Origin of the sequence: Massilia sp. UBA6681, from assembly GCF_002454935.1 — a bacterium.
Lineage (GTDB): Bacteria > Pseudomonadota > Gammaproteobacteria > Burkholderiales > Burkholderiaceae_D > Telluria > Telluria varians.
In genome coordinates, this window is the sequence record NZ_DKJX01000024.1 from 1 (window position 1) to 24,195 (window position 24,195).

The following is a 24,195-nucleotide window of genomic DNA, read 5'->3' on the forward strand; positions in this document are numbered from 1 at the left end:
ACTCGATTTGCTCAACAAAGCCTGCTCAGGAACACAAAGCTTGACGTTTTTAAAATAGACTGGACCTGTGTTCAGCATCAGTCGGCCACTAGATATTCCACTTGGTTAGCACACTCGCCCCGGGTTTTGATTAAAACCGCGTTTGTTGACTCGGCGTCCAGTTTCTGAGGAATTCATTCTGCTGCTCGTACATTTTTGACAAGCAATCCGTTACATCGGTTTGCTTAATGCATTTGGCGTCTCTCGCGATCAGCCAATTTTTTTGTACTGATTTTAATTGTTGACGAGCACTACTGGTGCTGTGGCTCTGCCTTATCATTTTTGCAAGATTTGACAGCTCGAGGTCGGCAGTAGATAAAGACTTCGACGCGCATATTTCTTTCTCGACTGGTGTCAAAGCTCGCTTGCATTCGAATGACGGCCCCGAAGGTTTGGGTATATATGCCAGCGAGTTTTTGAAATCCTTGGCCTGTAACGTTTTGGCCTTCTGCTTATCAAAATAGAATAATACGGATTCAAACGGGACGTCGTTTTCGCCTACCCAATTATGGATTGCGCGAAGCGCGTCTGGAGGAAGTTCCGATGCGTTCAGTTGTTTGGACCCCACATTCAAAGTGCCATTTGAAACATATCCCCCTAGACCTACTTTTTTTTCGATATCTAACCAAACAAATCCTTTTTGTAAGCAATTTCTCGGCGCACATGCAGATGCAAACAACTGGCCATGTTTTGGTCTGATGACGGGATTCGGAGGTCCGCCCAGGGATTCGGTTACATTTTCGATTATGTTGCTAGGAACGCTGAATGTGATTAGCGCCATGCTTCGCCTGTCTGCGAAAAATTCATTTGTAGATTTTCCGACATAAGAGTTAGCCCAAAGTACTGAATTCGTCGCAGGAATCGGTTCCGCTCCAATTGAAGACTTCGTTGAAAAGACGAATAGCAAGCCTATAATCGCACAAGCAAAATATCGAACGTGGCTGAAATGCATTTCTTGCCTCACTTTAAGTACCTAACTGGAGTCATGACGGATGTTGCTGAGCATCTGAATGGCAGTCTATCATGCTCGAATTTCTCCAATAGTCACGCTTTGTCACTGAGCATGACACATTTGAATTTAAGCAGGTTCATTGCCAAAGCCTTGCGGCGAATGTGTACATTTGATTGAAGCACACTGGTTGGCCGCGTGAAATCGCGCGTTGCGACCGCAATGTGACCGGCGGTCTCGGGCAGTACGCGCCTGTCTGTAGACTAGCGCTCGATCTGATTCGACCTGCATCCGACCCGCTCGGGGCAGTAGTATAGAAGCGAGAACTCGATTTCGCTCCCCCGTTCGGCCAGCGCTGCGAGCTGGCCGAACGCGCTGCTGGCCTATTCGACAAGGTCGTGGTGCCAAAACACGGCGTGGATGCCGGTTCGTCAACTGGGCCGGGCGCCCAGCTAGGCTACTTTAAGCCAGCACCAGCTCGCAGAGTTTGCGTTCTTTGCCCTCCGCATCAGCCGCGATAACGTTGACGGTCATCAGGGCATGCGTACCGGCGACCTCCAGGTGCTCTAGCTATCCGACTCGTTTGCCTCGTCCGAAGTCGGGTAAGCAGTCAAGCGTAAGTCAATCCCCAACCTGTCAAGAAGCAGCATGTCATCAGCAGAGAATTTAATATGTATAGTAAATTGCTTGGCATCACCTACCGTTACGCCTACCGAGAGCCAGCCGTCCAGGCCATACATTGCTAAAGACAGATTTTTAGTTGACCAAGAGCGCAAAAATTGCGAGCTGCTAGTACTAACTCATCTGACGTCTGCAGATTTTCAAAATCGAATTCAATACCCGAATTGTCGTGCGTTTTCGTCCCAAATATAAGGTCGCCGACTTTCCATCTCGACACCATTGATAAACCAAGATGCTTGACGGGGCTGTCGAGCCCCGCGTCAGGTCCTGTAATGTTCGATGTCGGGATCCTCAGGTGGCCCTATTCCTAGCAGTTGAAACAGCTTAGGTCCGCTCTTGGCCGTAAGCGGCCTTGGCGACAAGGCCACTTACGAGCTTTTTCAAGCGACAGATTCTGTTTCGTACGTCAGACTTCGGTCTGCTCAGCGATCTCGAGTGCATCGTCGACCTCAATGCCGAGATAGCGTACTGTGCTCTCTAGCTTAGTATGGCCGAGAAGCAGCTGTACAGCACGAAGATTTTTCGTACGACGGTAGATCAATGTCGCCTTCGTCCGCCGCATGGTGTGGGTTCCATACGCCGCTGGATCCAAGCCGATGGATCGTACCCATCTGGCGACGATGCGCGCATACTGACGAGTCGAGAGATGACGCGAGTTCTTTGCTCTGCTCGGGAACAGATACTGGTTCGATGTTAGCTCACCGGCTGCGATCCAGCCTTGAACTGACTGGCGAGTCTGCTCCGTAATTTCGAACTGAACAGGCCGGTGAGTCTTCCGTTGCATAACAATCGCACGATGAAATATGCTGCCACCTTGAGCGACGTCTTTTACTTTTAAACTAACCAGGTCGCAACCGCGGAGCTTGCTATCAATTGCGAGATTGAAAAGCGCTAGATCTCTTGAGCGTTCAGCAATCTGCAGTCTGATCCTTATCGCCCAGATTTCCTTCAGCTTCAAAGGCAACTTTTGACCGACCAGACGTCCTCTGTTCCAGGGAATACTCCGGCTAGCGGTATCACTAATTGTGTTCATGTCGACCTCCTCAGTGAGCAAGGCCTAATTTTGGTACGTTAGCTGAGTGAAGTCAGTTCAATCGCTGTCGAGCTTGCCCATGACGCGTAGTAGAATCGACAAAGTGCGCAACACATTCAACCAAATTGAAGGGATATCGTAAATGGCAAATATTGATCTGTCAGGCTACAACCTTGGCGAACTGAAGGGCCTGCAGCATGACATTGAAAGGGAAATCAAGAGTCGGCAGCACCAAGACTTGCAGAAGGCGCGGGAACAAATCCTGGCAATCGCTCAGGAGGCAGGGGTCTCAGTAGAGGAACTGCTTGCTGCAGGTAGCAAAAAACCGAAGGGCAGCAAGGGGCAGAAGGTTCAGGCGCGCTATCAAAACCCTAGTGACAATGGTCAGACCTGGACTGGTCGTGGGCGCCAGCCAAAGTGGATTTCAGAAGGGCTTGCTAGCGGAAAATCGATGGATGACTTCCGCATCTAGCAGCAGGCGTTGACCTGGCTTCCATCGCTAGAGCAACGCGGTTTCACACCTTTTTACGACTGTGAGGGTTCTTTGGTTGTCTCCGGCGGGATGAGATTGAGTACCTCCCAAATAACCACGTTGGCGAAGCCATGGTCCTCGAGAAGCCGCATGGCGTACAGCAACCCATGCGTCTTCCTTAACTGAACAGCCGCAACGAGCAACTTAGCCTTGCGGTGGAGGTCGGGTTTAAGCTGAGTAGTCATCAGTGCATTGTAGGAGCCTATGTGTTCCGACCATGATATGGATCCAGCAATTGCACTGCAGACTGCGACGATGTGCATCGATGGGAGATCTGCTTGAGTCCGCTTTCGGTCTATTGTGTTGAAAAACTCGCGTGCAAGAATGACGGCGCTAGACTCGTTCCTGAAATTAAGTACAAACTATACCTGCTGAAGCTGAGCTATAGACGTTTTATCAGACATGGTGATATCGTCCACTTCTGACCCCAAAGCCAGTTCCCGGCCGGGCTGTGCTTGGCCCCGCGGCAACGGCCGCGGCGCATTTTTCACCGCCATCAGCGGTGGGCACCGTACTCGTTGTCGCGCTCTAGCATGATGTTTAGGCCTGGATTCACACAGCACGCCGCGCCTGCGGTCGCGCTCTGTTGGTTTGTTCAGTCACAGTTCTTGAACTTGCGCGCCTGGCAGTCGCGGGACATCTTTTGAGCGCTTGCCACCTGTTGGGACGACATCGTTTTCGCCAGTTCATCGCGCAGTTCGATACCCGGCCTGCTGCCGGTGGCCGCTGCGAGATTGGCCCACATATGGGCGCGGACTAAGTCCCTCGCTGTGCCGCGTCCCAGTCCGTACATGTACCCGAGGAACACCTGAGCCGGGGCATTGCCTTGCGCTGCTGCCGCCCGATACCACTTGAGTGCCTCGGCGTAATCCTGCAACACCGACTTTCCTTGCGAATACATGTCTCCAAGCTCAACCTGTGACGCTACATCGCCCTGTGCGGCGGCGAGCCGATACCATTTGACCGCCTCCGCGGCATCGTGCGCGTCGCTACTGCTGTCGGAATAAATCGTCGCGAGTACGTACTGTGCCTTGGCATTTCCCTGAGTCGCTGCCAGGCGCGACCACTTGATGCCCTCTGCCACATCCTTCCGGACGCCGATTCCAAACGTATACATCCACCCTATGCTTTGCTGGGCACGCACATTGCCCTGCCCAGCCGCCAAGCGGTACCATTTCTCCGATTTAGAGAAATCCACCTTGACGCCTTGCCCGCGCTGGTAGATCTGGCCGAGCGCCTCTTGCGCATCCGGATTGCCTTGCGTGGCAAGCTGATTCAGTATCGATATCCCCTGCTTGTAATCGCCCCGCCTGTATGCCTCCTTCGCATCGTCAAAAGTGCTTGCGCAAGCGAGACCGGCATTCATCAGCAGCGAGAACGCCGTCATCAGTATTATCTTCTTCATCTACGAACTTTCAATTGGCAATTGCCGAACCTTTCGATCCGGCGTGGACGCCATACATGCGACGTCAATCATCATGCAATGGTACTGGCAAGAAATGCAACCGTCTAGCTGCCTTTGTTTTCTTGTCTGCCGATTTCAGGAACACCCTGGGTGTCCTTGTAACCGCGAGCGGACCGCCGGTGCCAGTTGGGACGAAATGCGGCGCAGCTGGATTCCAGCAGGCTTGCAAGACGGCCATTGCAATATTGAACTGGCGAACGTGACACCTTTGGCAAAGTAATTCTTTAAAGTTTTTCTTGGTTGAGCATTCGTTAAATGAGCGCGCCTACTGCTGGGCCGATAGCGGAAGTCATTCATCAGACAGTGCAAGAACGAATTACCAACAGCACCAGTGACATTTTTATTTTTCTAGGGAGAGTTGTTTTCATCCAGTGATGAATCTTTTGACCATTGACAAATGTCTGCTTCTGGCCGATTGCAAATCTATCTGGACGTCTGCAACCGACCTAACGCGAACGCTTCTACAAATGTCCAGTCGCATCACCCGCAGCGCCGAGTGCCGCGGGTGTGACAATAGTTCCGACCAAGCTCGGCCTGCGCCACGAACAGAGGAAAGATCTTTAGCTTCCGGACCTGCCGTAGCATACGGCTGACCCGCAGCCATTGGTAGTATTGACCGCCGTCATTGCTTCGCCTTGCAGTCGGCTTCCCATTCGCTCAGGACGTCGGCCTTGATCATGGCATCCTCGCCGAACTCGCCGCGGTAGGCTGCGATCTTCTTATCCAGGCATGCTGGAGCGTCATTGGCGCCGCTTTCCGCAGCCTGCCGTTGCTCTCCCTGATTCGACACCCAGTTTCCATGCGCATACGTCTCCGTGGACGAGACGCTGCCGTCCTCCTTGTAGTAAGTCACGGTGCCATCAACCTTTCCGTCGACAAAGGTTTCGAGCTTGTCCAGATAGATGCCGCTAGCGTCGCGCTTTTCCAGATAGGCGCGGTGCTCCCCGTGGTTGATGCCATCTTTGAGATGGTAGACGTGATACCCCGACTTCGGACCGTGGTATCCGGTCACCTGCATGCCGGTCGCTTTGCCATTCTTCCAGGTCAGGTCAGCGAGCATAAGCTTGCCGGTGTCGTCGTACTGCTTCTGGATGCCGTTCTGCTTGCCGTCGTTCCACTCTAAGTCCGTAAGCAGGGTGCCATCCTCCGACCACGACTTCTCTTTCCCGATTTGTTTGCCGCCAGACCAGTTCACCTGCCTGATGAGGCTGCCGGAGCGAGGGTGACGGATCTCCTCTGTTCCCTCGCCGAGGCCATGCTCGAAGTTCGCCGAGTTCACAACAATCTTGCCGTCAGCACTATAGATCTTCAGCGCGCCGTGAAGCTTGCCGTCTACGAACGTCGCTTCTGCCCGTTTGGCCCCTTTCCCGTCGGGATGGAACATGACTACGTCGCCGTCGACCTGGTTCTGCTTGAATGCCAGGTCGAAGACCACCGACTTGCTGCCATTGATCTTGCACTTTGCGGCACCGTCTAGCGCGCCGTCCGAAACCTTGACGTCACATACGAACGGGTTGCCGCTTCCGAGCATTGCCGCAACTGCGTTACCGAGCACTGCCTCAGACAGCGCCTGGTCGCCGCCAGCGGTGGCGGTCATTTTGATCACCCGGCCTAGCGGAGCGACTGGCAGGCGGGCATATGGAATGTTGGTCAGGTTTCCGCTGAAAGGGGTGTTCGATCCCGCTGCGTAGATTGCACCGTTCGATACTTCGGCATTGCGGAAGTCGAGGGTGTCGCCACAGCCAGCCAGGAGAAGGAGCGAGGCGAGCATAGTCGCGTTGGTAAAGCGTTGCATGATTTCAGGCCTTCTTTAGTGGGTCGTCGACGCTCGCACGATCGGCTCAGGACTACCCCAGGCCTGCATCGGTTGCGCACAAAGTTATGATTGTCGCACCAGTTTCCGGCTGGAATCTAACCAATTTTCACAAAAGCTGGGCTTGTTGTACCGGACCTGGCGCTGACTACGCACGGCTCGCACATCCGGCCCGTCAGCTGACCACTGTACCTTGTCGGCTGCTGGTTGATTCAGACTAGCCAGCTCGAAGGAATCGACAATTGATCAAGATGAAGAAGTAGATGGCTTAGGGCCACAGGCACGGCCACCTTTTTCCTCGATTGCGGTAGGCAAATCAATACCCAGATCCGGCATACGTCTGCTCTTGATTGCGGACCTCGGCTCATCGTACGAGGTTGTTGCTGCCAGTTCGGATAAGAGGTTTCGTTAGGCGCTCTAAGTCGTTCATGGGCTTCGTCGCATATATCCTGCCCAGCAGCGGCCCATCTTGGTCGTTGATGACAATGCAGATGCCGCAGCAATGCTCAAAATGCTTCCTGAAGCGATGGGGCACGATGTGCGGGTCGAACACGGTGCGATTCACGCCTTGGAGCGCGCCAAGGTCGACCGACTACAAGTATGCCTGCTCGACATCGGATTGCCTGAGATAGATGGCAATGAACTGGCCCGTCGACTACGGGGGCAGCCCGAAAACCAGAGTACAGTGCTTACTGCGGTTGCTGGGTATGGTTAGGAAAGTGATCGGATCAGCGCTCTGTCTTCTGGATTCGACCATCACCTTGTCAAACCTGTAGCCACTGCTAGATTGCTCGCTATCCTCTCCGCTATTTAGGTATCTCGAACGTCCGCTTCGGGTGGGATCCGGTCCTTCGTGACAGTCTGCGATTTTTCTGCCACGACGACCTGGTATGCCGAGTTGAACGGTCGAGATTTGCCAAGAGCGGATATGTAAGCGCCCCTGCGCGACCATACATACGTACAAACTTCACCAGCTGCCTCGTTAGCTCAATGTGGTGCAAAGCATACTCAACAGACGCAATTTCTATCCCTTTAGAGAAGATTGTAAGTAAAAAATACTTACAATATGTAGGAGTTCCCCTACAATTCAGCGCATCTTATGCTAACGGTGAGCGCAAATGTCTACAGCAACAGGCTTCAAGCTTCTGCTCATTGAGCCTTGCGACGATTTCCGTAGCATCATGACTGTCCTCCTTGAGCTGGCTGGTTGTGAAGTTAGATCCGTGAGCAACAGCACGACTGCGTTAGCGATTGCTGCGACGTTCAAGCCTGACATGATTCTCACTGAACTTGCCGAGGTAGATGGTCTTGAGATTGCTCATCAGTTGAAGTCAATACCGCAAGTAAAGGACGCACATATCGTTGCCTTGACGAGTTTTTACTGGACTGGGATTGAAGCTGAGGCAGCAAACGCTGGTTTTACTCAGTATCTGCTTAAACCAGCGGCGTTTGACTCCCTTATCCAAATATTAGCAAGCTTGGCCTTGCTTCATGGTAAGAAGCTGCAACTAGTCAACTTTGCGGGATCTTCGACGAGCGTTCAGCAATAGGTAACAATGTCTGCTACGGGTCGGTAACGGTCGATCATGACAGTCTACGACTTTTTGCCCCTAGCGAGCTGCTATGCTGAGCTTAACGGCTGGGTTCGGCCAAAAGCAGACATTATGTTGTCAATAGTCCGCGCAGCCTCCATTGACTTAAGACTATTTTTTACGATATCTACATATCACAATCCGTCTTCAGGCCGTGAGGTACGACTGCTCACGTATATCCGGTCTCGTACTGCTGCACCTGCTTCAGGTACTGGCCCCTGATGGGCTATTCGCGCGCTGACTCCCTATCGCTTTGACGGGCTCGAAGGCCTCAGACATTATCGGGTTTTGTCACCGCCGGTTCAACCTGTTGGCCATCATGCGGCTTGTCATGCAATCGTGGTTCGGATACTTCTTAGAGAACGTCTACAGCTGTGCTTACGCGGCTCGAGCTCCAGGCTCCACGCTGACCGAGCCCGATTTGTGCAACAAAGCCGTCGCAAGCCAGAAGCAACGGCACAAGGCTGTGCTGCTGAAAAGATGCAGACATAACCGCAGAAATAGTTATTGCATGCCACCCACGGATGTCGTCCGGCATACCATGGTATTGAAACAGCGATCCGAATCTCAGCCGCTGGCGAACCTTGGCGCTAGACGGTCAGCACTGAAGGCTGAGCATATCGTAGCTTTGTACGAATCGTGACAAAGCGCGTACGGGCGAGCTTGTATGAAAATGCCGATGAGCTGCATCGCCGTTGCGGCGTGCGAATCTGCGGGCAGTGTGACCTGATCGGCTAATTAATAGCCACAGCGATAGTGCGATCACATAAATATGACGGAGTGGCACAAGGGTGCCATCATAGTGCCAACGAATTAGCGACACCCGCATCTATTCTTCGTCTAATTCCGGCTGACTAAGCAAGACGTGTAATTCTGACGCTGCAGCAGCGATTGTCTCTTTTAACGACCGTAGCAAGTCGGGGTTAGACTTTGTGCTCTGAAACCTTTTATTGTAATCCACGAGTATTACATATAAAGAATCAACGACCTTCTTTGCTTGCAGTAAGTCGAGAGTCATTTGAAAATTCGATTCTGCTTCAAATGCTAGATGGATATAATGGTCAAGGGACTCAATGCTACTATGGCCAGTCCACTCCATCACTTGAAGCTTTAGTGTTTCACTCGAAAGAAGGGCGCGGCGTAGTTCACTTTCATTTTGATAATGATGTGTTTTAATCAGATTTCTGAAAACATTTGTGATAAAACGATGTCTGAAAGAGTGAAGGCAGGCTTCCTCGTCTTCAATTCCCGCCGCCTTTCTAATTAAATATAATTCTGTAGTGAGCGTATTGATTTCTAAAGGCTGGCCTGATTCCGCGCCAATGAAGAGAGAGCCATGGTCATTAGAGAGGCCAATAGTGCTTCGAATGACTCGGTGTCGATAATGTTTGATGAACGATAGAATTTCTTTTAGGTCGGCCTGCGTGACAGGTACCACGCGATAGGTATCTCCCGGTTTTTTTGCATTAAACAGTTGAAGTTCACCGGTTTTGGTCGCGTTCTCAATATCCTTTACAGTTAAAAGCGCCACTTCCATTCGCCGACCACCTGTAATTTCGAGAAGCCGAAGCATAATATACCTTCGGCGCGATATAAACGGACTCGCATCCATGGCAGCATTTGCTTCGTAGAGCCGATTTACCGCAGAAGTCGATATTGGCTGGCGCCGCCTAGTTTTTCTGGCTGATGGAATGGATTCGTGTACCCAGCCGGAGCGATTGATACGTCTACCACTTTTCGACACTACCTGAAATGTTTTCTTTTCAGCTCTAATTTTCGAGGTCGGGCCGATGAGATTCAAGCCCACTATTCGCTTGTCTAAGAATTCCAAAAAGCTTAAGATGGTCGAGCAGATGGTAGCGACTTGCGTGTCTTGGCGTTTTTTTTGTGTGGGATCCTCGCTGTCCTTTTCGATTTTTAGACTATTAACAAACATTGCAAAGTGACTGTCAGTAAGATCTATAAAGTCTACCTTATTTAAATGGCACCACCGAATAATATGACTCAGATTTTTTGCCCAAGTCAAAAGTGTTCCTCCGTTATTTCTTCTAGATCTCCCTTTCTTGTATCCGCTTAAGAGGTACATATTCGCCAACCAGCACACTGTTCCATCAGGCCAGAACAGTTGGGGAACATCATTCGCAGGGTATCCGCGCCCGGCGTGTAGTGGGAGTTTGAGGTCTGCTGTTGTGAGCGAATACAGTTTATTCTGATTGATCATTATTAATTGCCGCGGTTATCGGAACTTTCGCAGTAATTGACCATGCCTTTTCATGAATTCGTCCAGCTTGCCGGCTGCTATAGCCATTTCCTGTGCCAAGGCCATAACCTCGTCGAGGCGCGTGCTCATAAATGCGATATCGTCAACAATTCGGTCGAGTTGTCTATTTTTCATGGCAAGTTCTTTCTTGTACCAATCAATTGTTCCGCGGGTTATGCGGCTGCCTACTTCTTGATGCTCCTTTAGTTTCTCAAGGGCTGCTTTCCTGCAATCATTTACTACCTGATATCCTCCTTCAACAACGGTATTGGCAATCGCCTTATGCGTATTGAGCGACATCGAGACTATCCCGCGCTCGGCATATTCGAATGCAGCTAAGGCCCCTTGGGTTGCCAGAGCCGGAACAACGGCTTCCCGAAGCTTCTCATCAACCGAATGAGGACTTCTGACAATCTCTTTGAGGAGTTCAAACTCTGCCTTTACTGATGCAGACTTCGGAGACACCATTTCATGTGCTGTTTTAATCATCTCACATGCCGATGTTTGGGTTTTTGATGACCTTGTACAAGATGCGGTACTCCTCTCCGTGCTGGCCTTCGAAGAACTCAGGCTCAACTTCCGCTTCTCCGGAGGCTAACAGGTCTTCAACATAGTCAACTACATCTCTTTCCGGCAGGATGTGCAAATCATCAAGAGTTAATCCATATCGTTGACAAATCAACTCGGCAAGAGCTTCGGTAGCTGAATGGTCTACTTTGATCATGTCTTTAGCTACCGTCGCCTTAACACGTCTCAAGGCCCGCCCGGGGATTGCTTCCGTAACGTAGCGGTAGGTGAACGACGGCTTCTTATGCCCAAGGAAATGGCGCAGGACTTCAATACCTCCAAACGATCCTTGCCAAAAGAAAAGCATCGCGAAGTTGCGGCGGAGTTGATGTGCCCTAATATAATAGCGCCGACCTTTTTCATCTGTTGGGGCCTGATAAAAATCACAGAAGCGGTCGAAACATCGGCGTAAATCAGGCTGGCATAAGCCATAGAACGGCGGGTTGCTATGCCAAGCGCTGAAAGGAAAGCCAAAAAGGTATTTGCTGGACTTGTATCCCATTGCCTCTAATTTGTCCGACATCTTCCCCAACAATCTAAGTGCTTCAGCTCCAATGTAGGGCAGCGGCCGGATTGAACGCTCACGGTGCTCCATAATATTTGCCTTTCTTAGATCAAATGCTAGGAAATACCATCCATTGTCTTCGACGACACTTTCTCGAGTAAGGCTCTCAAGTTCTGACGCCCGCCGCGCCATCAATGTGTTAACTATAATTGCAATGGCTCCGTATAGGACCTCGAGCATATTGTAGAGGTTCTGTCCATCTCTAAGCTCAGCAAAGAACTCTGCAGGTGTCTTAGCTGAGGTTCTCCAGTTGGTAATCCCAAGTGCTTGCAGCTTTTCAGGAACAGGGATCGAGAGTTCGCGAATATCAAGACGAATTGCCGCCAGTGCTAAATAATAGTCGACTAACTCTGTGCCATATTCAAGGTAGAATTCGATTGCGTGGCCGAACAAAGAATTAGCAACCTCAAAAGGCAGGGTTGTGAACCGTGCCCTTTCCTTCGTTTTCTCATTACGCAAAATTGCGGACTCGTCCAACACAGTGAGCGCTCGCTCTGAAATAAGATCGACACCATGCTGTCGCGCGACGCGCATGCTGTTGAGCGCTGCAATATAGCATCCGACGTACTCATCACTCGCTCGCTCATCTTCATCAAGGTTATTTACCGGAACGGCCAGCAATTCTTGGTGGAACCTGCGTGAAGGGGCAACATCAAGATCGGCCAGATTTAGTCCATCAAATTTTAATTTTGAAAGAACCCGGTCGCCTATGGCAAGGCTAAGTAGTCGCGTGCGATTTACTCGATATTTGAACTCGTTTAATCCTGAATAATTGCCTGGAGAGTAAACGTCGTTAAGTTTAAGCCATACTCTGATCTTTAAAATTTTTTCTTTGCAATGGATCGATCCATCTGAATGAGTGTCGCTCAGTTCAAATAGGTCTGGCCAATTCTTATAAGCCTTGGTTAAGTCCTCGGCAGATACATCAACACTATCGAGAAGCGACTTGATCCGTTCCATCGGTGCATATATGCTAGATTTGATAGAACGATTCGACGTGAGGACGTCAACAAACAGCATGACATCATCCGCCGTAACCAAACTGAAGCCTTTTTTCGCTAAATTAATCTCAGCACTTTTAAGAAGAAAATAGTCCACTACATGCAGCGCTATGCTGACAAGCATACGTGCAGAAGTAAGGTTGACCGTGATGCTCCCGGTAAGTGCTGGATGGGTTTGCAGGCAAAGAAACCGCTTAATGTTTTTTAGCAGCGCACTATTTTTCGGATGTGTTAGCAAAGAGCCATCATTGATGGTTTTTCGGAAGTCAATGTGCAAGGGATTGCCTCCGAAAGAACATTCCCAAACTTCCGCTTCGAACGCACTAATGCGCCAGACAGCGTAATCAAGAGATCCAGTTGTAACGCGGAACTTGCTAAGGAAATCCAATTCGCGTGGCAGAGGGCTATGCACAAACCACCTTCATAAAATTATCCGGGTTCGAGGAGTTTGCTGCAGCAGCCATCATTCTTTTAATGTTTCGGTCGTGGAATGCCGCGCTCTCGACGTGCGCCTTGAGTCGATTGGTAAACTCTGTCCAGTAGAGTGCTTGTGGAGTAATCTCACGTTCTAGTGTTTCTGCTCGTGCGACTGCCTCCGATATTGATAAAAGGACAGCGAATAATCCCGGGCTTGCAACGACCATCAGTTCGCTCGCCGCCTGTACTTCTGGATCCCGGTCTGGTTTTTCAGAAACTTTGTCTAAATTAGGTATAAGTGGAGATACAGCGTGGTTGCGCAAAAACTCGTCCATTTCATCAGCGGTGCTGAAGTGCAAAGCACGCTGCATGTAAGGCGTATCCTTGGTAGCCTCGACAATAAGCAGATTCTGGAAAATTCGCAACCAACGGGTAGAAAAATAGTTCCAGATGGCATCAGGGAGATAATGTCTTAGCGAAGTTTCGTTAGTATTGCCTAGCTCACTTGCCATTTTCGTGATATCCAAAGTTTCGAGGAAAACCAAAACGCCGCGAGTTGACTTGATCCTAGGAATAGTGACGTAACTGGCCAGTTGCCCGAGCACTGCTTCGTAGGTTAGCGCAAAATGCCGAAAGGCGGAATTAATGTTGCTACTGCGGGTAAAGTGTGCGGGAGCCCCCAACGGGTTGCCAGTATATAGAATAAGATTCTGCCAGCCTGCAACGCCGTTACGCTTCATGTAATTACGTAAGGGGGTTGTTACTTCAATCCATTTGCGGACTAGCTCTGCCGCTTCATGCTTTAAGGTAACATGCTGCCAGCCGTCTTTAGCGTCGCGTTGTTTTAGCACGCTAAGCGTGAGTCCACCGTCCGTTTCAACAGCATTTGTTCGTCTGCCGCTGGTGCTGAGCAATTTCGCGGTAGCTAGAGCAGACTCAGAAAAGCGACCGTCGTAGGATGCAAGAAGCCCAATTAGAGCCAAAGCTTCTCGTCGACTTGGGATGCCCAAGTATCGAGCAAGTCGTTCTTTCGAAATACGACTACGTGCAGCAAGGTCCGGATAGACAACGGTCGGGTGGCGGGAAGTGTCGGTGTAGCCTCCATGAACCTCCTTGAAGTATTTTATTGCAAGCGCAAAACCTGGCTCGTTTGAGGTTGACCGGGTGGCTAATTCAATTTCCTCCTTCGGAGGGAGGATTTCAATTTCCTCTTCCATAATGGTTCCTAAATGATGGTCATGGAAAAACTCATCAATGTGATCGCGAAGCCAACCTTGAACTTTAGAAAAGTCAGCCTTCATCTGTCTGAAAAGGAGCTGCGTAGCTTCTTCGTCAGTAAATTTTAGCGGAACAGTTGTAATCAGTTTTTGAGTGACAAGAGTTGATTCGCCAGATGTATCGATCTTAACCTTTAAGTGGCCGACTGATGTGCCGGATAGAAGGCTTGGGTTACCAGCAGGGAAGGCGCTCAATGGGGCAGCTACAATCTCCTCTTTGACGAGAGATGCCCAATATTTTTCATAACGTGACCATAATTTTTGAAGAGAGCTGAGCGTCCCTTCTTGAGCCACAGTCGTGCGGCGTATATATTTCTTGAAATGGTATTCCATGAATTCAAGTAGAAAAGTTTGAACATAATAGCGGTCTGCAAGGAGGCGTGGGGAGACTGGCTTATTGAGTTCTTTTTGATGACAGACAAACCGCGCGAACGTAGTTCCAAAGTCCCTGAGTGCAGTATCTTTGGCCTTTCGGCGCGCTATTGAACGTAATCCATCGTGAAACTGATTTGTGAAGCGTTCACCGAGAATAGGAACCATTTCTCGTAGCAGAACGTTGTACTCGATTCCAGAACTAGATATAAGCAGATAAGGCTGCAAATTTTGGCACTGCTCGTCATCTAATTTCAGCTGCTCAAAAGCTTGAACGAAGTCTTCCGGTACAGCTTGGGCCGCTTTTTGGTGATGGTCGGCTAGATTAACGGGGGTCTTAGAATTCAAGTGCTTCATGACCTGGTAGAAGTGGTATGCCCAAGTAACTCGAGTCGCTGGCGAAACGTCTATGAACTTCTTCGAACCTAAGGCTCCGTAGAATAAAATCTGCAGTGTTTGGAAGCGCTCGGTGGTGAAATTGATCGCCGAAGCTATCGGTAGCTCATCGATAACCCTCAAAAAGCAATCAAAAAGTAAGACGACGCGCTTGGTATGACTGTGCGACGACCCGACGCTAGCTGCATCTAACAGTAGTTCCAACACGCGACCCGTGAGGCGTTGAAACTGAGAGGCGGGAGACTTCCATTGTTCAGTGGTCATCCGCAGGAGACTTTTACTGACAATTGTCAGTCCCGAGATGCAACCGTCATGAGTCGCAGTCATAATTTCTTCCTTTGAAATCAACAAATTAAAAGACATTGTCGAGAACTGACAATGGATTGTCAATCAGGAAAAGCGGGGGCAACCACTTCGTCGAGGTCTGTCTGGACGAGGAAGGCGCCGTGTGGGTGATGCTGCACTCCGGTTCGCGCGGGGTCGGCAATGCCATCGGCACCCACTTCATCGAGCTGGCGCGCCAGGACATGCGGCGCCACATGGTCAACCTGCCCGACCAGGACCTGGCCTACCTCAAGGAAGGTACCCAGTACTACGACGACTACGTAGAGGCGGTCGGCTGGGCCCAGAAGTTCGCGCGCATTAACCGCGAAGTGATGATGCACAACGTGATCCGCGCGATGCGCGAGGTGATCCCGAAACCATTCGAGACGCATGTGGAGGCAGTTAATTGTCACCACAACTATGTGCAGAAGGAGAAGCACTTCGGCAAGGACGTGTTCGTCACCCGCAAGGGCGCGGTGTCGGCGCGCGAAGGCGAGCTCGGCATCATTCCCGGTTCGATGGGCGCCAAGAGTTTCATTGTGCGCGGCAAGGGCAACCCGGAAAGTTTCAACAGCTGCAGCCATGGCGCCGGGCGTGTCATGAGCCGCACCGAGGCCAAGCGCCGCTTCACGCGGGCCGACATGGAGCGCGCCACGCAAGGGGTGGAATCGCGCAAGGACGAAGGCGTGATCGACGAGATTCCGATGGCCTACAAGGACATCGACGCCGTCATGCATGCGCAGCGCGACCTGGTCGAGGTGGTGCACACCCTGAAACAGGTGGTGTGCGTCAAGGGTTGACGCTTCTGGCGATGTGCAGCAGCTCGGCCGGCGTACCGAACTCACGGTCCGGCGCCACCCGCCGCAGCGCCTCGATCGGCGCATAGCCCCAGCTCACCGCGCCGAAGGCCACCCCGGCCCGGCGCGCGGCGTCGGCGTCCAGCGCCTGGTCGCCCACATAGAGCGCATGCGCCGCCGGCACCGCCGCGCGCTTCACCACCTTGCGGATGCGCCCGGCCTTGCCGAACATCGACATCCCGCATTCGTAGTGGCCGAACAAGGCGCTCAGGCGCGGGCCCAGCACCAGGCGCACGTTCTGCTCCGAGTTCGAGGACACGATCGCCAGCCGCACGCCTTCGCGGTCCAGCGTGTGCAGCACCTCGCCGATGCCATCGAACAGCGGGATGCGCGCCGCGTTCTCGCGCATCAGCCCGATGAAGCTGCGCGAGGCCAGCGGCAGCTTCCATGCCGGCATGCCGACGTGGCGCATGATCGTGCGGGTATCGTGGTGGCGCAGCCGCTGGGCTTCCTCCGCGGCGATGCGGCGAAAGCCGAGCTCGTCGGCGATCTGGTTGAACACGCTGATGAAGAAGGGGAAGGAATCGGCCAGCGTGCCGTCGAAGTCGAAGATGGCGAGACGGTAGGACATGGGAACAGGCCGGTAGCGGTATCGGTGCTGCCGATTATAGCGCCCGCTGTTCAGGCGGTGCCGCCATTGGCGCGCAGCACCTGGCCGTTGACCCATCCCGATTCCTCGCCCACCAGGAAGCACACGATGCGCGCGATATCGCCCGGCTCGCCCAGCCGCGCGAGCGGAGGCAGCGTCGCAACCTTGAATGGAGGCTGCCATGATGGACCATTCTCCCTCCTCCAACAACCGCGCTCAGTAGCAGTCCTTGCCGTCCTTGGTCATGCAGATCGTTGCCCTGCGCTTGCGCTCCACGTAGTCCGGCGACGACACCGCCGCGTCGTCCGGGCAGGACGCCGCCGCGCCGTTGCAGGCCACGGCATCGATCTGGTAGATGTGCTTTTCGACCGCCACGCCCGGAGCGGACTCGCCTTCGTTGAACGCGCGCGAGCTGCACGACACCTGCACCCGGAAGCCGGTCTCCCCATGGAAGTCGGACAGCGTCGTGCTGTCGGGGCAGGCGGTCTTGCCGTCGTTGACGATCTGGTAGATCATCCATTCGACCCCGGATCGCGCCGCCAAGCTGGCGCGCGCGCCGAGCAGCGCCTGGTTGACGGTGCTCTGCTGGGTCGAGGTCAGCCGTAGCATGGCGGCCGTCAACCCGGCCGCCACGACCAGCAGGACGATCGCCGCGATATAGGCGAAACCCTGTTGCCTGATTGGTCTCATGGCAGGTTGTCCACGTGGGCGCCGAGGGTCAGCGGCACGCTTTCGCCGCCTTCGCGCAGGGTCAGCTGGAGCTGCAGGAAACCGCTTTCCTGGGTTGCGCCCAGGTTGGGCGCATAGCTGAACGCGCAGTGCGAAACGCCGGTGGCCAGGACCGCGGCAGTTGCCAGGGTGTCGGCGGGACAGCTGGGTGCAGACGACAGTGCATTGCGGGTAATGCGCAGCAGCCTGCCGACGCCGCTCTCGACGCCGGTGCAGACGAAGGCCACCGACTGCTGGGCGGCCGGGACCACGACGAAACGGCCGCCATCGTAGCCCTGCGGCAGGGTACGGGCTTGGGTGAGCGTGATGCGGTGCTCGCCCGTGCCGGCGCCGGGGGTCTTCTCGACCGCCCCGATGGTCGCTACGGTGAGACCGTTGTACAGGTCATCGGTATTCTGGTTGCCGATGACGACCAGGTCGCCGGCGGAGACCGGATTGGTGAAGCTGGTCAGCACGTCGAACTGCGTGCTGGCCGTGAACTGGTCAAGGAACACCCCCGGCGCGGCCGGATTGGCGACGTCGGGACCGCCGCGCAAGCGCCCGCCGTCGATGGTGGGCACCAGTTCCACGCACTGCGGCGAGATCTGGCGCAACGAGTTCGGCACTGCGCTGCGCACCTCGGTCGCGATGCGCCGCAGCGCGGTCTCGGCCCGGTCGGTGAGGGCCGCGCGCTGGGCAATCGCCCGGTAGGCCTGGATGCTCGGCCCCAGCTGCATCGACACGAAGGCGCCGACGATTCCGACCAGCACGATCACGACCACCAGTTCGACCAGGGTGAAACCGTCCTGGCGCCATGCATGGGTTCTCACAGGCGCGTCCTCCAGCCGGTGAGCGTAAGGCTGTCGTCGCCATTGCGCACCGTCACCCGGATGCGCGCGGCGTCGCCGGCCGTCCCGATGCCTGTCAGGCCGCCCGCCTCCAGCGCATCGACGCTCACGCTGACGGCATAGCGATCGAGGCCGGGCAGCGGGGTGCCCTCGATGTCGGTCACCGGCTTGGCGCTGTAGCCGTTGAAGTCCCAGATGTCGTCGAACTGCGCGCGGCCGCCTTGTCCGGAGCCTTCGGCATACGGCTTGAGCATCACCTCTTCCATCATGCTTTCGGCGATCGCCAGCATCTGCCGCTGGACGACCGGATCGGCGCTGGCGCGGGTGACGCCGGCGAGGACGCTCGCCAGTCCGCCGACGACCGCGGCCACGATCACGATCGCGATGATGAGTTCGACGAGCGTGACGCCCGCCATGCGCCTGCTTGGCTTGCCTGACAATTTACTGGACAAGGCCGGTGCTCCCTTCGATCCTGAGGGTGCGGCGCACGGCGCCGCCTTCGACCACGCGAATCTCGTCCGCGGGCCCGACCGGAAGCGTGCCGGCGGCATCGCGGGTCACCGTGCCGTCGGGGTGAAAGTAGAGCGCAATGGCGCCCGCTCCCGCAAAGCCGCCGCCGCCGGCCACGGTGCTGCCGCCGCTGCCGGTATGGTCGGCATCGTCGACGCCGATCCCCAGCGTGCACGCGGCCTGCCCCGCATCCGGCAGCCCGGAAGCCTGGCGGATGCGCAGCGCCACCGTCTGGCCCTCGAGGGTCGCGCACACCAGCCGCCGGCGCGCCACCGCCGTTTTTTGCGCCAGGCGCAGCGCGCTGGTGAGCTGGTCGCCGAAGACCTGCGGCCCGATCGTATCCCCGCCCAGCAGCCGGGGGATGCCGATGGCCGCCAGCGCCCCGATCAGGACGATGACCGTCACCAGTTCCACCATCGTGAAACCGCCCTGGCGCCGCTTTGCCATCCTCACCGGAACACCTCGCGTACGTGGATGATGCGCCTGGTTTCGGGCGCGAACACGCCGAAGGTGGCGCGCGCCGACGGATCGAGCAAGGGCTGGTCGGTCCTGCAGGCGTTGGGCACGCGCAGCCATTCCAGGGCGGCCGCCTTCGAGCCCGGCACGTTGCCGAGGCAGGAGAGCGCGGCGGCGGCCGTGCCCAGGTTCACCGTGACGTCACCCCAGCCCGCGCGGCCGCTGGCCTCCTGCACGTGCAGCGGCTTCATGCCCTTCGCCAGCTGCAGGCTGCCGCTGCCGGCCGCGCTCACCTTGAAGGGCGCCGCGGTGGCGGGCGCGGACGCCTGCTCGGTAGACCTGATCGAGAATGCATCGAGCGGGATGCTGGTGTAGTTGTCGTCGGTATTGAGCATCCAGCTGTTGCCCGTCCAGTATTCGGCCATCACCGGCAGCGACAGCTTGCTGCCGCGGCTGCCGAAGGCATTCGCGATGCGCAGGCGGCCGCTGCGGATTTCCGGAACGGCGCCGGTCTCGGCATCGGCGGCGGCGGCGTGGTTCGAGCTCACCAGGCTGGCGCCGGCCTTGCCGTTGGTGGCGCGCAGGCGGATCCTGGTCGGCCTGGTCAGCATGGCGGCGAAGGCGTAGCTCGGCGCGACCGTGGCGACGCCGTTGCTGAACTGGCTTGCCGCGATGGCGCCGCCGGACAGGCTGCCCGGCGCCGTGGCGAAGGCAGTCCCGGCGCCATCGTTGGCGGCCAGCGTGAAGTCTTCGCTCAGGCCCGCGCCGTAGTTCCAGGTCAGTTCGCCATTCTTGTTCATGGCGCTGACCTTGAGCGTGAACGGTTCTTTCGCATAATAGAAAGCGCGTTCCTTGTCCGCCAGCTCCACCTTGAAGTAGTGCGGAATGAAAGGCCCGACCTTGCCGGCGCAGGGCAAGGAAGACGTATTGGTCGACCCCGAGGCATCCAGGTCCTCGATGCCCAGGAAGTCCTTCAGGCTCGCCCGGATATCGATCCTGCCCACCTCGGACCAGCTGGTGGCGAAGCTTGCCGCCCCGTTCGTGAAACTGCCCCCCTGCACGGCGAAGGCGCCGGGCATGCCGGCCTGGGCGCGGCAGTCGATGTCGACCGTGACCGCATGCTGGGTGGCCCCGGCGAGGTTCAGCTTCGCGGTATCGAAATTGCGCGTGGGCGCCCCGGCCGCGTTCAGCGCCTCCACCACGATATCGACGTTGGCGCCGGCGCGCAGCGGCGCCGCGGGCGCGCTCAGCCTGAATCCGGCCGGCGCGACGGTGAAGCGGGTGCTGCCGGTAATGGTGCCGTCCTCCATCGTCGCCGTCAGCGCGACTTCGCCGGCATCCGGGTAGCGCAGGGTCAGGCTTGCCACCCCGTTTGTGAACCGGGTCGTGACGGGTTTCGCGCCGCCGCAGGCAAGGGGCAAGCCGCCGAGCGTCAGGTCCTCGGTGCCGGAGGCGGGCTTGCTGTAGCTGCACGCATAGTACACATTGCGGATCGCGTCCGCGAACGCCGGCACGCAGGCGGTTTCCTGCGGATTGGCCTTGACCGCGGCGATGGCCGCCAGCACCTCGTTGCCGGCCAGGTGGTGCGGCACCGTCATGCGCAGCTTGACGCCGCCGGTGAAGACGATGGCGCAACTTGCCGCTCGCGTCGTGGTGTTGTAGCAGGTGGTGCCGTCCTGCTGGCTGACGCCCAGCACGACGGTGCCGGCGCCGGTCCGGTTGACGCTCAGCTGAACCGCCGACTGTCCCGGCGCGATCGTGAAGTCGGCCCCGAGCGGATCGAGCTTTCCGCTCGCCCCTCCCGTGTAGTACGCGGTGCAGGCCGCGTTGGCGCAAGCGGTCACGGTCACCTGTTCGGGTATGCAGGTATCGCCGCTGCCGTCATGGGCGATCTGGAAGTGGTGCGGTCCCTCGGCTGCGACGGCTTCGCAACGCGGGCCATTGGCGGTATTGACCGGGAAGCCGCTGTTGTTGGTCACGCAGTCGCACTTGCCGGTGGCGGTGCCCTTCTTGCAGAAGATGGTGCCGGCGACCCGTCCAGCCCACTCCAGCGTGGCCCAGTTGACGCTGGCGTTGCCGGTGATGAGGGCATTCGAAGACTGCAGCAACAGGTCGCCGGTATCGACGTTGCCATCGACGGTGTTCCCGGATGCCATGGTTATTCTGGTGGCGGCGGTAACGTTCCCCTTGATCCTGCTGCCCGAGGCTTGCATATCGAAGACGCCGGTCGCGACGTTGCCGATCACGGTATTCTCGGAGCCCATCGTGAATGAGGTGGTGGCGCTGATGTTGCCGTTCACGGTACTTTTTGTTGAGAGCATGTCGAACACCGGAGCCGTCACGCTGCCGGAAACCGTACTGCCCGACGCGAGCGTGAACCTGCTGCCGGCGCTCACATTGCCGGTAATGGTCGTCGACGACGAGGTGGTAATCGATGCGCCGCTGATGTTGCCCGTGATTTTCGATCCGGAACTGATGGAGATCGTCCCTTGCGCCGTCAGGTTGCCCGTTATCGTCACCTGTGCGCCGCCGAGCTGGATGGCGTTGGCGCTGACATCGGCCGTCATCGACTGCGCCGAGCTGCCCATGTAGAAGGTGCCGCCGACGACGAAGCTGCCGCCGGTCACGTCGAGCCTGGTGGGATTCAGGTCCGCAAGGCTGAAACTGCCAGTGCAGACCAGCCGCGAGCCGGCGCGCATGACCAGGCGCTGGTTCCAGCCGAAGGCGAAGCTGCTGTTGAGCTTGAGCGTATAGCCACTGGCGATGTTGATTTCGTCATTGCCTTTGACGGCGAAACTCGCGGGACAGCTGTATTCCTTGCCGGTCAAGGTGCAGTCGCCGGCCGGCTTGCCGTCGAAGTTGAAGACGGCGGCCTGGGTGGCCCCGCTGCCGAGCAGCCCCGCCAGCGCGAACGCGAGCGCCGGCAGCCAGCGCCGCAAGGCGTGGCAGGCCTGCGGCGCCTGGCCGGCAAACAGCGTGGCGAAAAGGGATGGGATGTACACGGTTGGACCTGCACTGAAGCATGGAATCCCAAGTGTGCACCAGAATGGCTGCTTGCAACAACGTATTTTTCCCTTACGGAAACAACCGTGTATGCATGGACGCAACAGCGGGCGCCGCCACCCTCCGCGCCAGGCCGTCAGGCGGCGATCGCCGTCTCGTCCGTGCCCGCGATCGCCAGGTGGCGGTTCACCGCCGACAGCACCGCGCGGAACGAGGCCGTCACGATATTGCTGTCGATGCCCACGCCGAACAGGGTCTGGCCGCTGCCCACGCGCAGTTCGACGTAGCAGGCGGCGCGCGCATCGGCGCCGTGGCCGATCGCATGCTCGTGGTAGTCCATCACGCGGATGTCCAGGCCCAGCGCATTCACGAAGGCGTCGATCGGGCCGTTGCCCTTGCCCTGCAGGGCCTGCGGCGCATGGTGGCGCGTCAGGTCCAGCGCGATCTCGACGCCGTGCGCGCTGTCCTCGGTCATGCGGTGCGCCACGTACTGCCAGGGGCTGTCCTGTTCCAGGTATTCGCTTGCGAACAGCGCGTGGATGCTTGCTGCGGCGATTTCGCGGCCGGTCGAATCGGCCACGCGCTGCACCGCGCGCGAGAACTCGATCTGCAGGCGGCGCGGCAGCTCCAGGCCGTATTCCTGCTGCAGCAGGTAGGCCATGCCGCCCTTGCCGGACTGGCTGTTGACGCGGATGACGGCGTCGTAGCTGCGTCCCAGGTCGGCCGGGTCGATCGGCAGGTAGGGCACTTCCCAGATCGCATCGGCCTTCTGCACGGCGAAGCCCTTCTTGATGGCGTCCTGGTGCGAGCCGGAGAAGGCGGTGAAGACCAGGTCGCCCGCATACGGATGGCGCGGGTGCACCGGCAGCTGGTTGCATTCCTCCACCAGCTGGCGCACCGCGTCGATGTCGGAGAAATCCAGGCCCGGGTCGATGCCCTGGGTGTAGAGGTTCATCGCCAGCGTCACCAGGTCGACGTTGCCGGTGCGCTCGCCGTTGCCGAACAGGCAGCCCTCGACGCGGTCGGCGCCGGCCATCACGGCCAGCTCGGCCGCCGCCACGGCGGTGCCGCGGTCGTTATGCGGGTGCACGCTGATGACCAGGGCTTCGCGGCGCTCCAGGTGGCGGCACATCCATTCGATCTGGTCGGCATAGACGTTGGGCGTGCTCGCTTCCACGGTAGAGGGCAGGTTGACGATCATCTTGTTCTCGATCGTCGGCTGCCACACGTCGCTGACGGCATCCACGATCTGCTTGGCAAAGTCCAGCTCGGTGGTGGAGAAGGATTCCGGCGAATACTCGAGGCCCCACCGGGTCTGCGGATGCTCGGCCACCAGTTCCTTGATCAGCTGCGTGCCCTTGACGGCGATCTGCACGATCTCCTCGCGTTCCATGCCGAACACCACGCGGCGGAACACCGGCGCCACCGAGTTGTAGACGTGGACGATGGCGCGCTTGGCGCCGGCGGCGGATTCCACCGTGCGGCGGATCAGCTCTTCGCGCGCCTGGGTCAGCACGATGATGGTCACGTCGTCCGGGATGCGCTTTTCCTCGACCAGCATGCGCACGAAGTCGAAGTCGGTCTGCGATGCGGAAGGGAAGCCGACCTCGATCTCCTTGATGCCGATTTTGACGAGCATCTCGAAGAAGCGCAGCTTCTTCTCCGGGCTCATCGGCTCGATCAGAGCCTGGTTACCGTCGCGCAGGTCGGTGCTCATCCAGACCGGCGGGCGGGTGATGGAGCGGCTGGGCCACTGGCGGTCGGCCAGCTGGACGGCGGGGAAAGGACGGTATTTGGCGGCGGGGTTCTTCAGCATTTCGTTTGCTCCTGATGCGGTGACACGACGAGCCCGTGGGGGCGGTGGTGTGGCGGCAGGCTGCCGGACGGGCCACGAACGCTAGGCCCGGCAACCGGTCAGTAGCTTTAGCAGGAGACGAAACT

At 56.5% G+C, this 24,195-nt stretch carries 18 protein-coding genes and 2 pseudogenes; 4 read left to right on the forward strand and 16 right to left on the reverse strand.

What is annotated here, in order from left to right:
• Window positions 1-130: 130 nt before the first annotated feature.
• Both B2R83_RS02710 and B2R83_RS02715 read right to left on the reverse strand, forming a co-directional pair.
• A complete protein-coding gene (locus B2R83_RS02710; RefSeq protein ID WP_292038162.1) occupies window positions 131-991 on the reverse strand; it encodes a lysozyme inhibitor LprI family protein in 861 nt (286 codons plus the stop codon).
• 1,084 nt (window positions 992-2,075) lie between these two features.
• Window positions 2,076-2,702: a tyrosine-type recombinase/integrase gene (locus B2R83_RS02715; RefSeq protein ID WP_292038163.1), complete on the reverse strand. Its 627-nt coding sequence runs from the start codon at window positions 2,700-2,702 to the stop codon at window positions 2,076-2,078.
• A gap of 142 nt (window positions 2,703-2,844) precedes the next feature.
• Between B2R83_RS02715 and B2R83_RS02720 the strand changes: the two genes are divergently transcribed.
• On the forward strand, window positions 2,845-3,174 hold the full coding sequence (locus B2R83_RS02720) for an H-NS histone family protein (RefSeq protein WP_292038164.1): 330 nt from the start codon (window positions 2,845-2,847) through the stop codon (window positions 3,172-3,174).
• 655 nt (window positions 3,175-3,829) lie between these two features.
• Here the strand turns inward: B2R83_RS02720 and B2R83_RS02725 are convergent.
• Both B2R83_RS02725 and B2R83_RS02730 read right to left on the reverse strand, forming a co-directional pair.
• Window positions 3,830-4,639, reverse strand: coding sequence for a tetratricopeptide repeat protein (locus B2R83_RS02725; protein WP_051933726.1), 810 nt, complete (start codon window positions 4,637-4,639; stop codon window positions 3,830-3,832).
• A 682-nt stretch (window positions 4,640-5,321) separates the two neighbouring features.
• On the reverse strand, window positions 5,322-6,494 hold the full coding sequence (locus B2R83_RS02730; protein WP_292038165.1) for a hypothetical protein: 1,173 nt from the start codon (window positions 6,492-6,494) through the stop codon (window positions 5,322-5,324).
• 487 nt (window positions 6,495-6,981) lie between these two features.
• On the opposite strand from B2R83_RS02730, the gene B2R83_RS02735 reads away from it, so the two are divergent.
• Complete coding sequence (locus B2R83_RS02735; RefSeq protein ID WP_292038166.1) at window positions 6,982-7,227, forward strand: response regulator; 246 nt, start codon at window positions 6,982-6,984, stop codon at window positions 7,225-7,227.
• A 403-nt stretch (window positions 7,228-7,630) separates the two neighbouring features.
• Complete coding sequence (locus B2R83_RS02740; RefSeq protein WP_292038167.1) at window positions 7,631-8,062, forward strand: response regulator; 432 nt, start codon at window positions 7,631-7,633, stop codon at window positions 8,060-8,062.
• An 871-nt stretch (window positions 8,063-8,933) separates the two neighbouring features.
• On the opposite strand, the gene B2R83_RS02745 is transcribed toward B2R83_RS02740, so the two are convergent.
• The 4 genes from B2R83_RS02745 to B2R83_RS02760 all read right to left on the reverse strand — a co-directional run bounded on the left by B2R83_RS02745 (window position 8,934) and on the right by B2R83_RS02760 (window position 15,286).
• The gene (locus B2R83_RS02745) at window positions 8,934-10,325 is read right to left on the reverse strand and encodes a tyrosine-type recombinase/integrase (RefSeq protein ID WP_292038168.1); all 1,392 of its coding nucleotides are present in this window, start codon (window positions 10,323-10,325) and stop codon (window positions 8,934-8,936) included.
• Window positions 10,326-10,340: 15 nt separating this feature from the next.
• A complete protein-coding gene (locus tag B2R83_RS02750) occupies window positions 10,341-10,853 on the reverse strand; it encodes a hypothetical protein (protein WP_292038169.1) in 513 nt (170 codons plus the stop codon).
• Between the two features lies 1 nt (window position 10,854).
• Window positions 10,855-12,774: a hypothetical protein gene (locus tag B2R83_RS02755; RefSeq protein ID WP_292038170.1), complete on the reverse strand. Its 1,920-nt coding sequence runs from the start codon at window positions 12,772-12,774 to the stop codon at window positions 10,855-10,857.
• Window positions 12,775-12,901: 127 nt separating this feature from the next.
• A complete protein-coding gene (locus tag B2R83_RS02760; RefSeq protein ID WP_292038171.1) occupies window positions 12,902-15,286 on the reverse strand; it encodes a hypothetical protein in 2,385 nt (794 codons plus the stop codon).
• A gap of 74 nt (window positions 15,287-15,360) precedes the next feature.
• Between B2R83_RS02760 and B2R83_RS02765 the strand changes: the two are divergent.
• Window positions 15,361-16,083, forward strand: a pseudogene (locus B2R83_RS02765) (RtcB family protein); the annotation flags it as partial.
• On the opposite strand, the gene B2R83_RS02770 reads toward B2R83_RS02765, so the two are convergent.
• From B2R83_RS02770 to leuA, 8 genes and pseudogenes are all read right to left on the reverse strand, one after another.
• Window positions 16,073-16,711, reverse strand: a complete 639-nt coding sequence (locus B2R83_RS02770) for an HAD hydrolase-like protein (protein ID WP_292038172.1) — start codon at window positions 16,709-16,711, stop codon at window positions 16,073-16,075. The pseudogene B2R83_RS02765 and the gene B2R83_RS02770 overlap by 11 nt on opposite strands.
• 50 nt (window positions 16,712-16,761) lie before the next feature.
• Window positions 16,762-16,890 (reverse strand): annotated as a pseudogene (locus B2R83_RS02775) (SDR family oxidoreductase); the annotation flags it as partial.
• Window positions 16,891-16,945: 55 nt separating this feature from the next.
• Window positions 16,946-17,419, reverse strand: coding sequence for an MSHA biogenesis protein MshP (locus B2R83_RS02780; protein WP_292038173.1), 474 nt, complete (start codon window positions 17,417-17,419; stop codon window positions 16,946-16,948).
• A complete protein-coding gene (locus B2R83_RS02785; protein ID WP_292038174.1) occupies window positions 17,416-18,267 on the reverse strand; it encodes a prepilin-type N-terminal cleavage/methylation domain-containing protein in 852 nt (283 codons plus the stop codon). Before B2R83_RS02785 ends, B2R83_RS02780 begins: the two co-directional genes overlap by 4 nt.
• Window positions 18,264-18,701 (reverse strand): prepilin-type cleavage/methylation domain-containing protein, encoded by a 438-nt coding sequence (locus B2R83_RS02790; protein WP_292038175.1) that lies wholly within the window; start codon window positions 18,699-18,701, stop codon window positions 18,264-18,266. Before B2R83_RS02790 ends, B2R83_RS02785 begins: the two co-directional genes overlap by 4 nt.
• 25 nt (window positions 18,702-18,726) lie before the next feature.
• Window positions 18,727-19,242 (reverse strand): pilus assembly FimT family protein, encoded by a 516-nt coding sequence (locus B2R83_RS02795; RefSeq protein ID WP_292038207.1) that lies wholly within the window; start codon window positions 19,240-19,242, stop codon window positions 18,727-18,729.
• Window positions 19,243-19,244: 2 nt separating this feature from the next.
• Window positions 19,245-22,253, reverse strand: a complete 3,009-nt coding sequence (locus B2R83_RS02800; protein ID WP_292038176.1) for a polymer-forming cytoskeletal protein — start codon at window positions 22,251-22,253, stop codon at window positions 19,245-19,247.
• A gap of 137 nt (window positions 22,254-22,390) precedes the next feature.
• Window positions 22,391-24,070 (reverse strand): 2-isopropylmalate synthase, encoded by a 1,680-nt coding sequence (leuA, locus tag B2R83_RS02805; protein WP_292038177.1) that lies wholly within the window; start codon window positions 24,068-24,070, stop codon window positions 22,391-22,393.
• Between the last annotated feature and the right edge of the window lie 125 nt (window positions 24,071-24,195).

What these genes read in the sequence shown, in the direction of transcription:
- B2R83_RS02725 (WP_051933726.1), bottom strand. Translation starts at nt 4,639, where the DNA reads ATGAAGAAGATAATACTGATGACGGCGTTCTCGCTGCTGATGAATGCC.
- B2R83_RS02710 (WP_292038162.1), bottom strand. Translation starts at nt 991, where the DNA reads ATGCATTTCAGCCACGTTCGATATTTTGCTTGTGCGATTATAGGCTTG.
- B2R83_RS02740 (WP_292038167.1), top strand. Translation starts at nt 7,631, where the DNA reads ATGTCTACAGCAACAGGCTTCAAGCTTCTGCTCATTGAGCCTTGCGAC.
- B2R83_RS02750 (WP_292038169.1), bottom strand. Translation starts at nt 10,853, where the DNA reads ATGATTAAAACAGCACATGAAATGGTGTCTCCGAAGTCTGCATCAGTA.
- B2R83_RS02790 (WP_292038175.1), bottom strand. Translation starts at nt 18,701, where the DNA reads ATGGCGGGCGTCACGCTCGTCGAACTCATCATCGCGATCGTGATCGTG.
- leuA (WP_292038177.1), bottom strand. Translation starts at nt 24,070, where the DNA reads ATGCTGAAGAACCCCGCCGCCAAATACCGTCCTTTCCCCGCCGTCCAG.
- B2R83_RS02720 (WP_292038164.1), top strand. Translation starts at nt 2,845, where the DNA reads ATGGCAAATATTGATCTGTCAGGCTACAACCTTGGCGAACTGAAGGGC.
- B2R83_RS02745 (WP_292038168.1), bottom strand. Translation starts at nt 10,325, where the DNA reads ATGATCAATCAGAATAAACTGTATTCGCTCACAACAGCAGACCTCAAA.
- B2R83_RS02730 (WP_292038165.1), bottom strand. Translation starts at nt 6,494, where the DNA reads ATGCAACGCTTTACCAACGCGACTATGCTCGCCTCGCTCCTTCTCCTG.
- B2R83_RS02770 (WP_292038172.1), bottom strand. Translation starts at nt 16,711, where the DNA reads ATGTCCTACCGTCTCGCCATCTTCGACTTCGACGGCACGCTGGCCGAT.
- B2R83_RS02760 (WP_292038171.1), bottom strand. Translation starts at nt 15,286, where the DNA reads ATGACTGCGACTCATGACGGTTGCATCTCGGGACTGACAATTGTCAGT.
- B2R83_RS02795 (WP_292038207.1), bottom strand. Translation starts at nt 19,242, where the DNA reads ATGGCAAAGCGGCGCCAGGGCGGTTTCACGATGGTGGAACTGGTGACG.
- B2R83_RS02780 (WP_292038173.1), bottom strand. Translation starts at nt 17,419, where the DNA reads ATGAGACCAATCAGGCAACAGGGTTTCGCCTATATCGCGGCGATCGTC.
- B2R83_RS02715 (WP_292038163.1), bottom strand. Translation starts at nt 2,702, where the DNA reads ATGAACACAATTAGTGATACCGCTAGCCGGAGTATTCCCTGGAACAGA.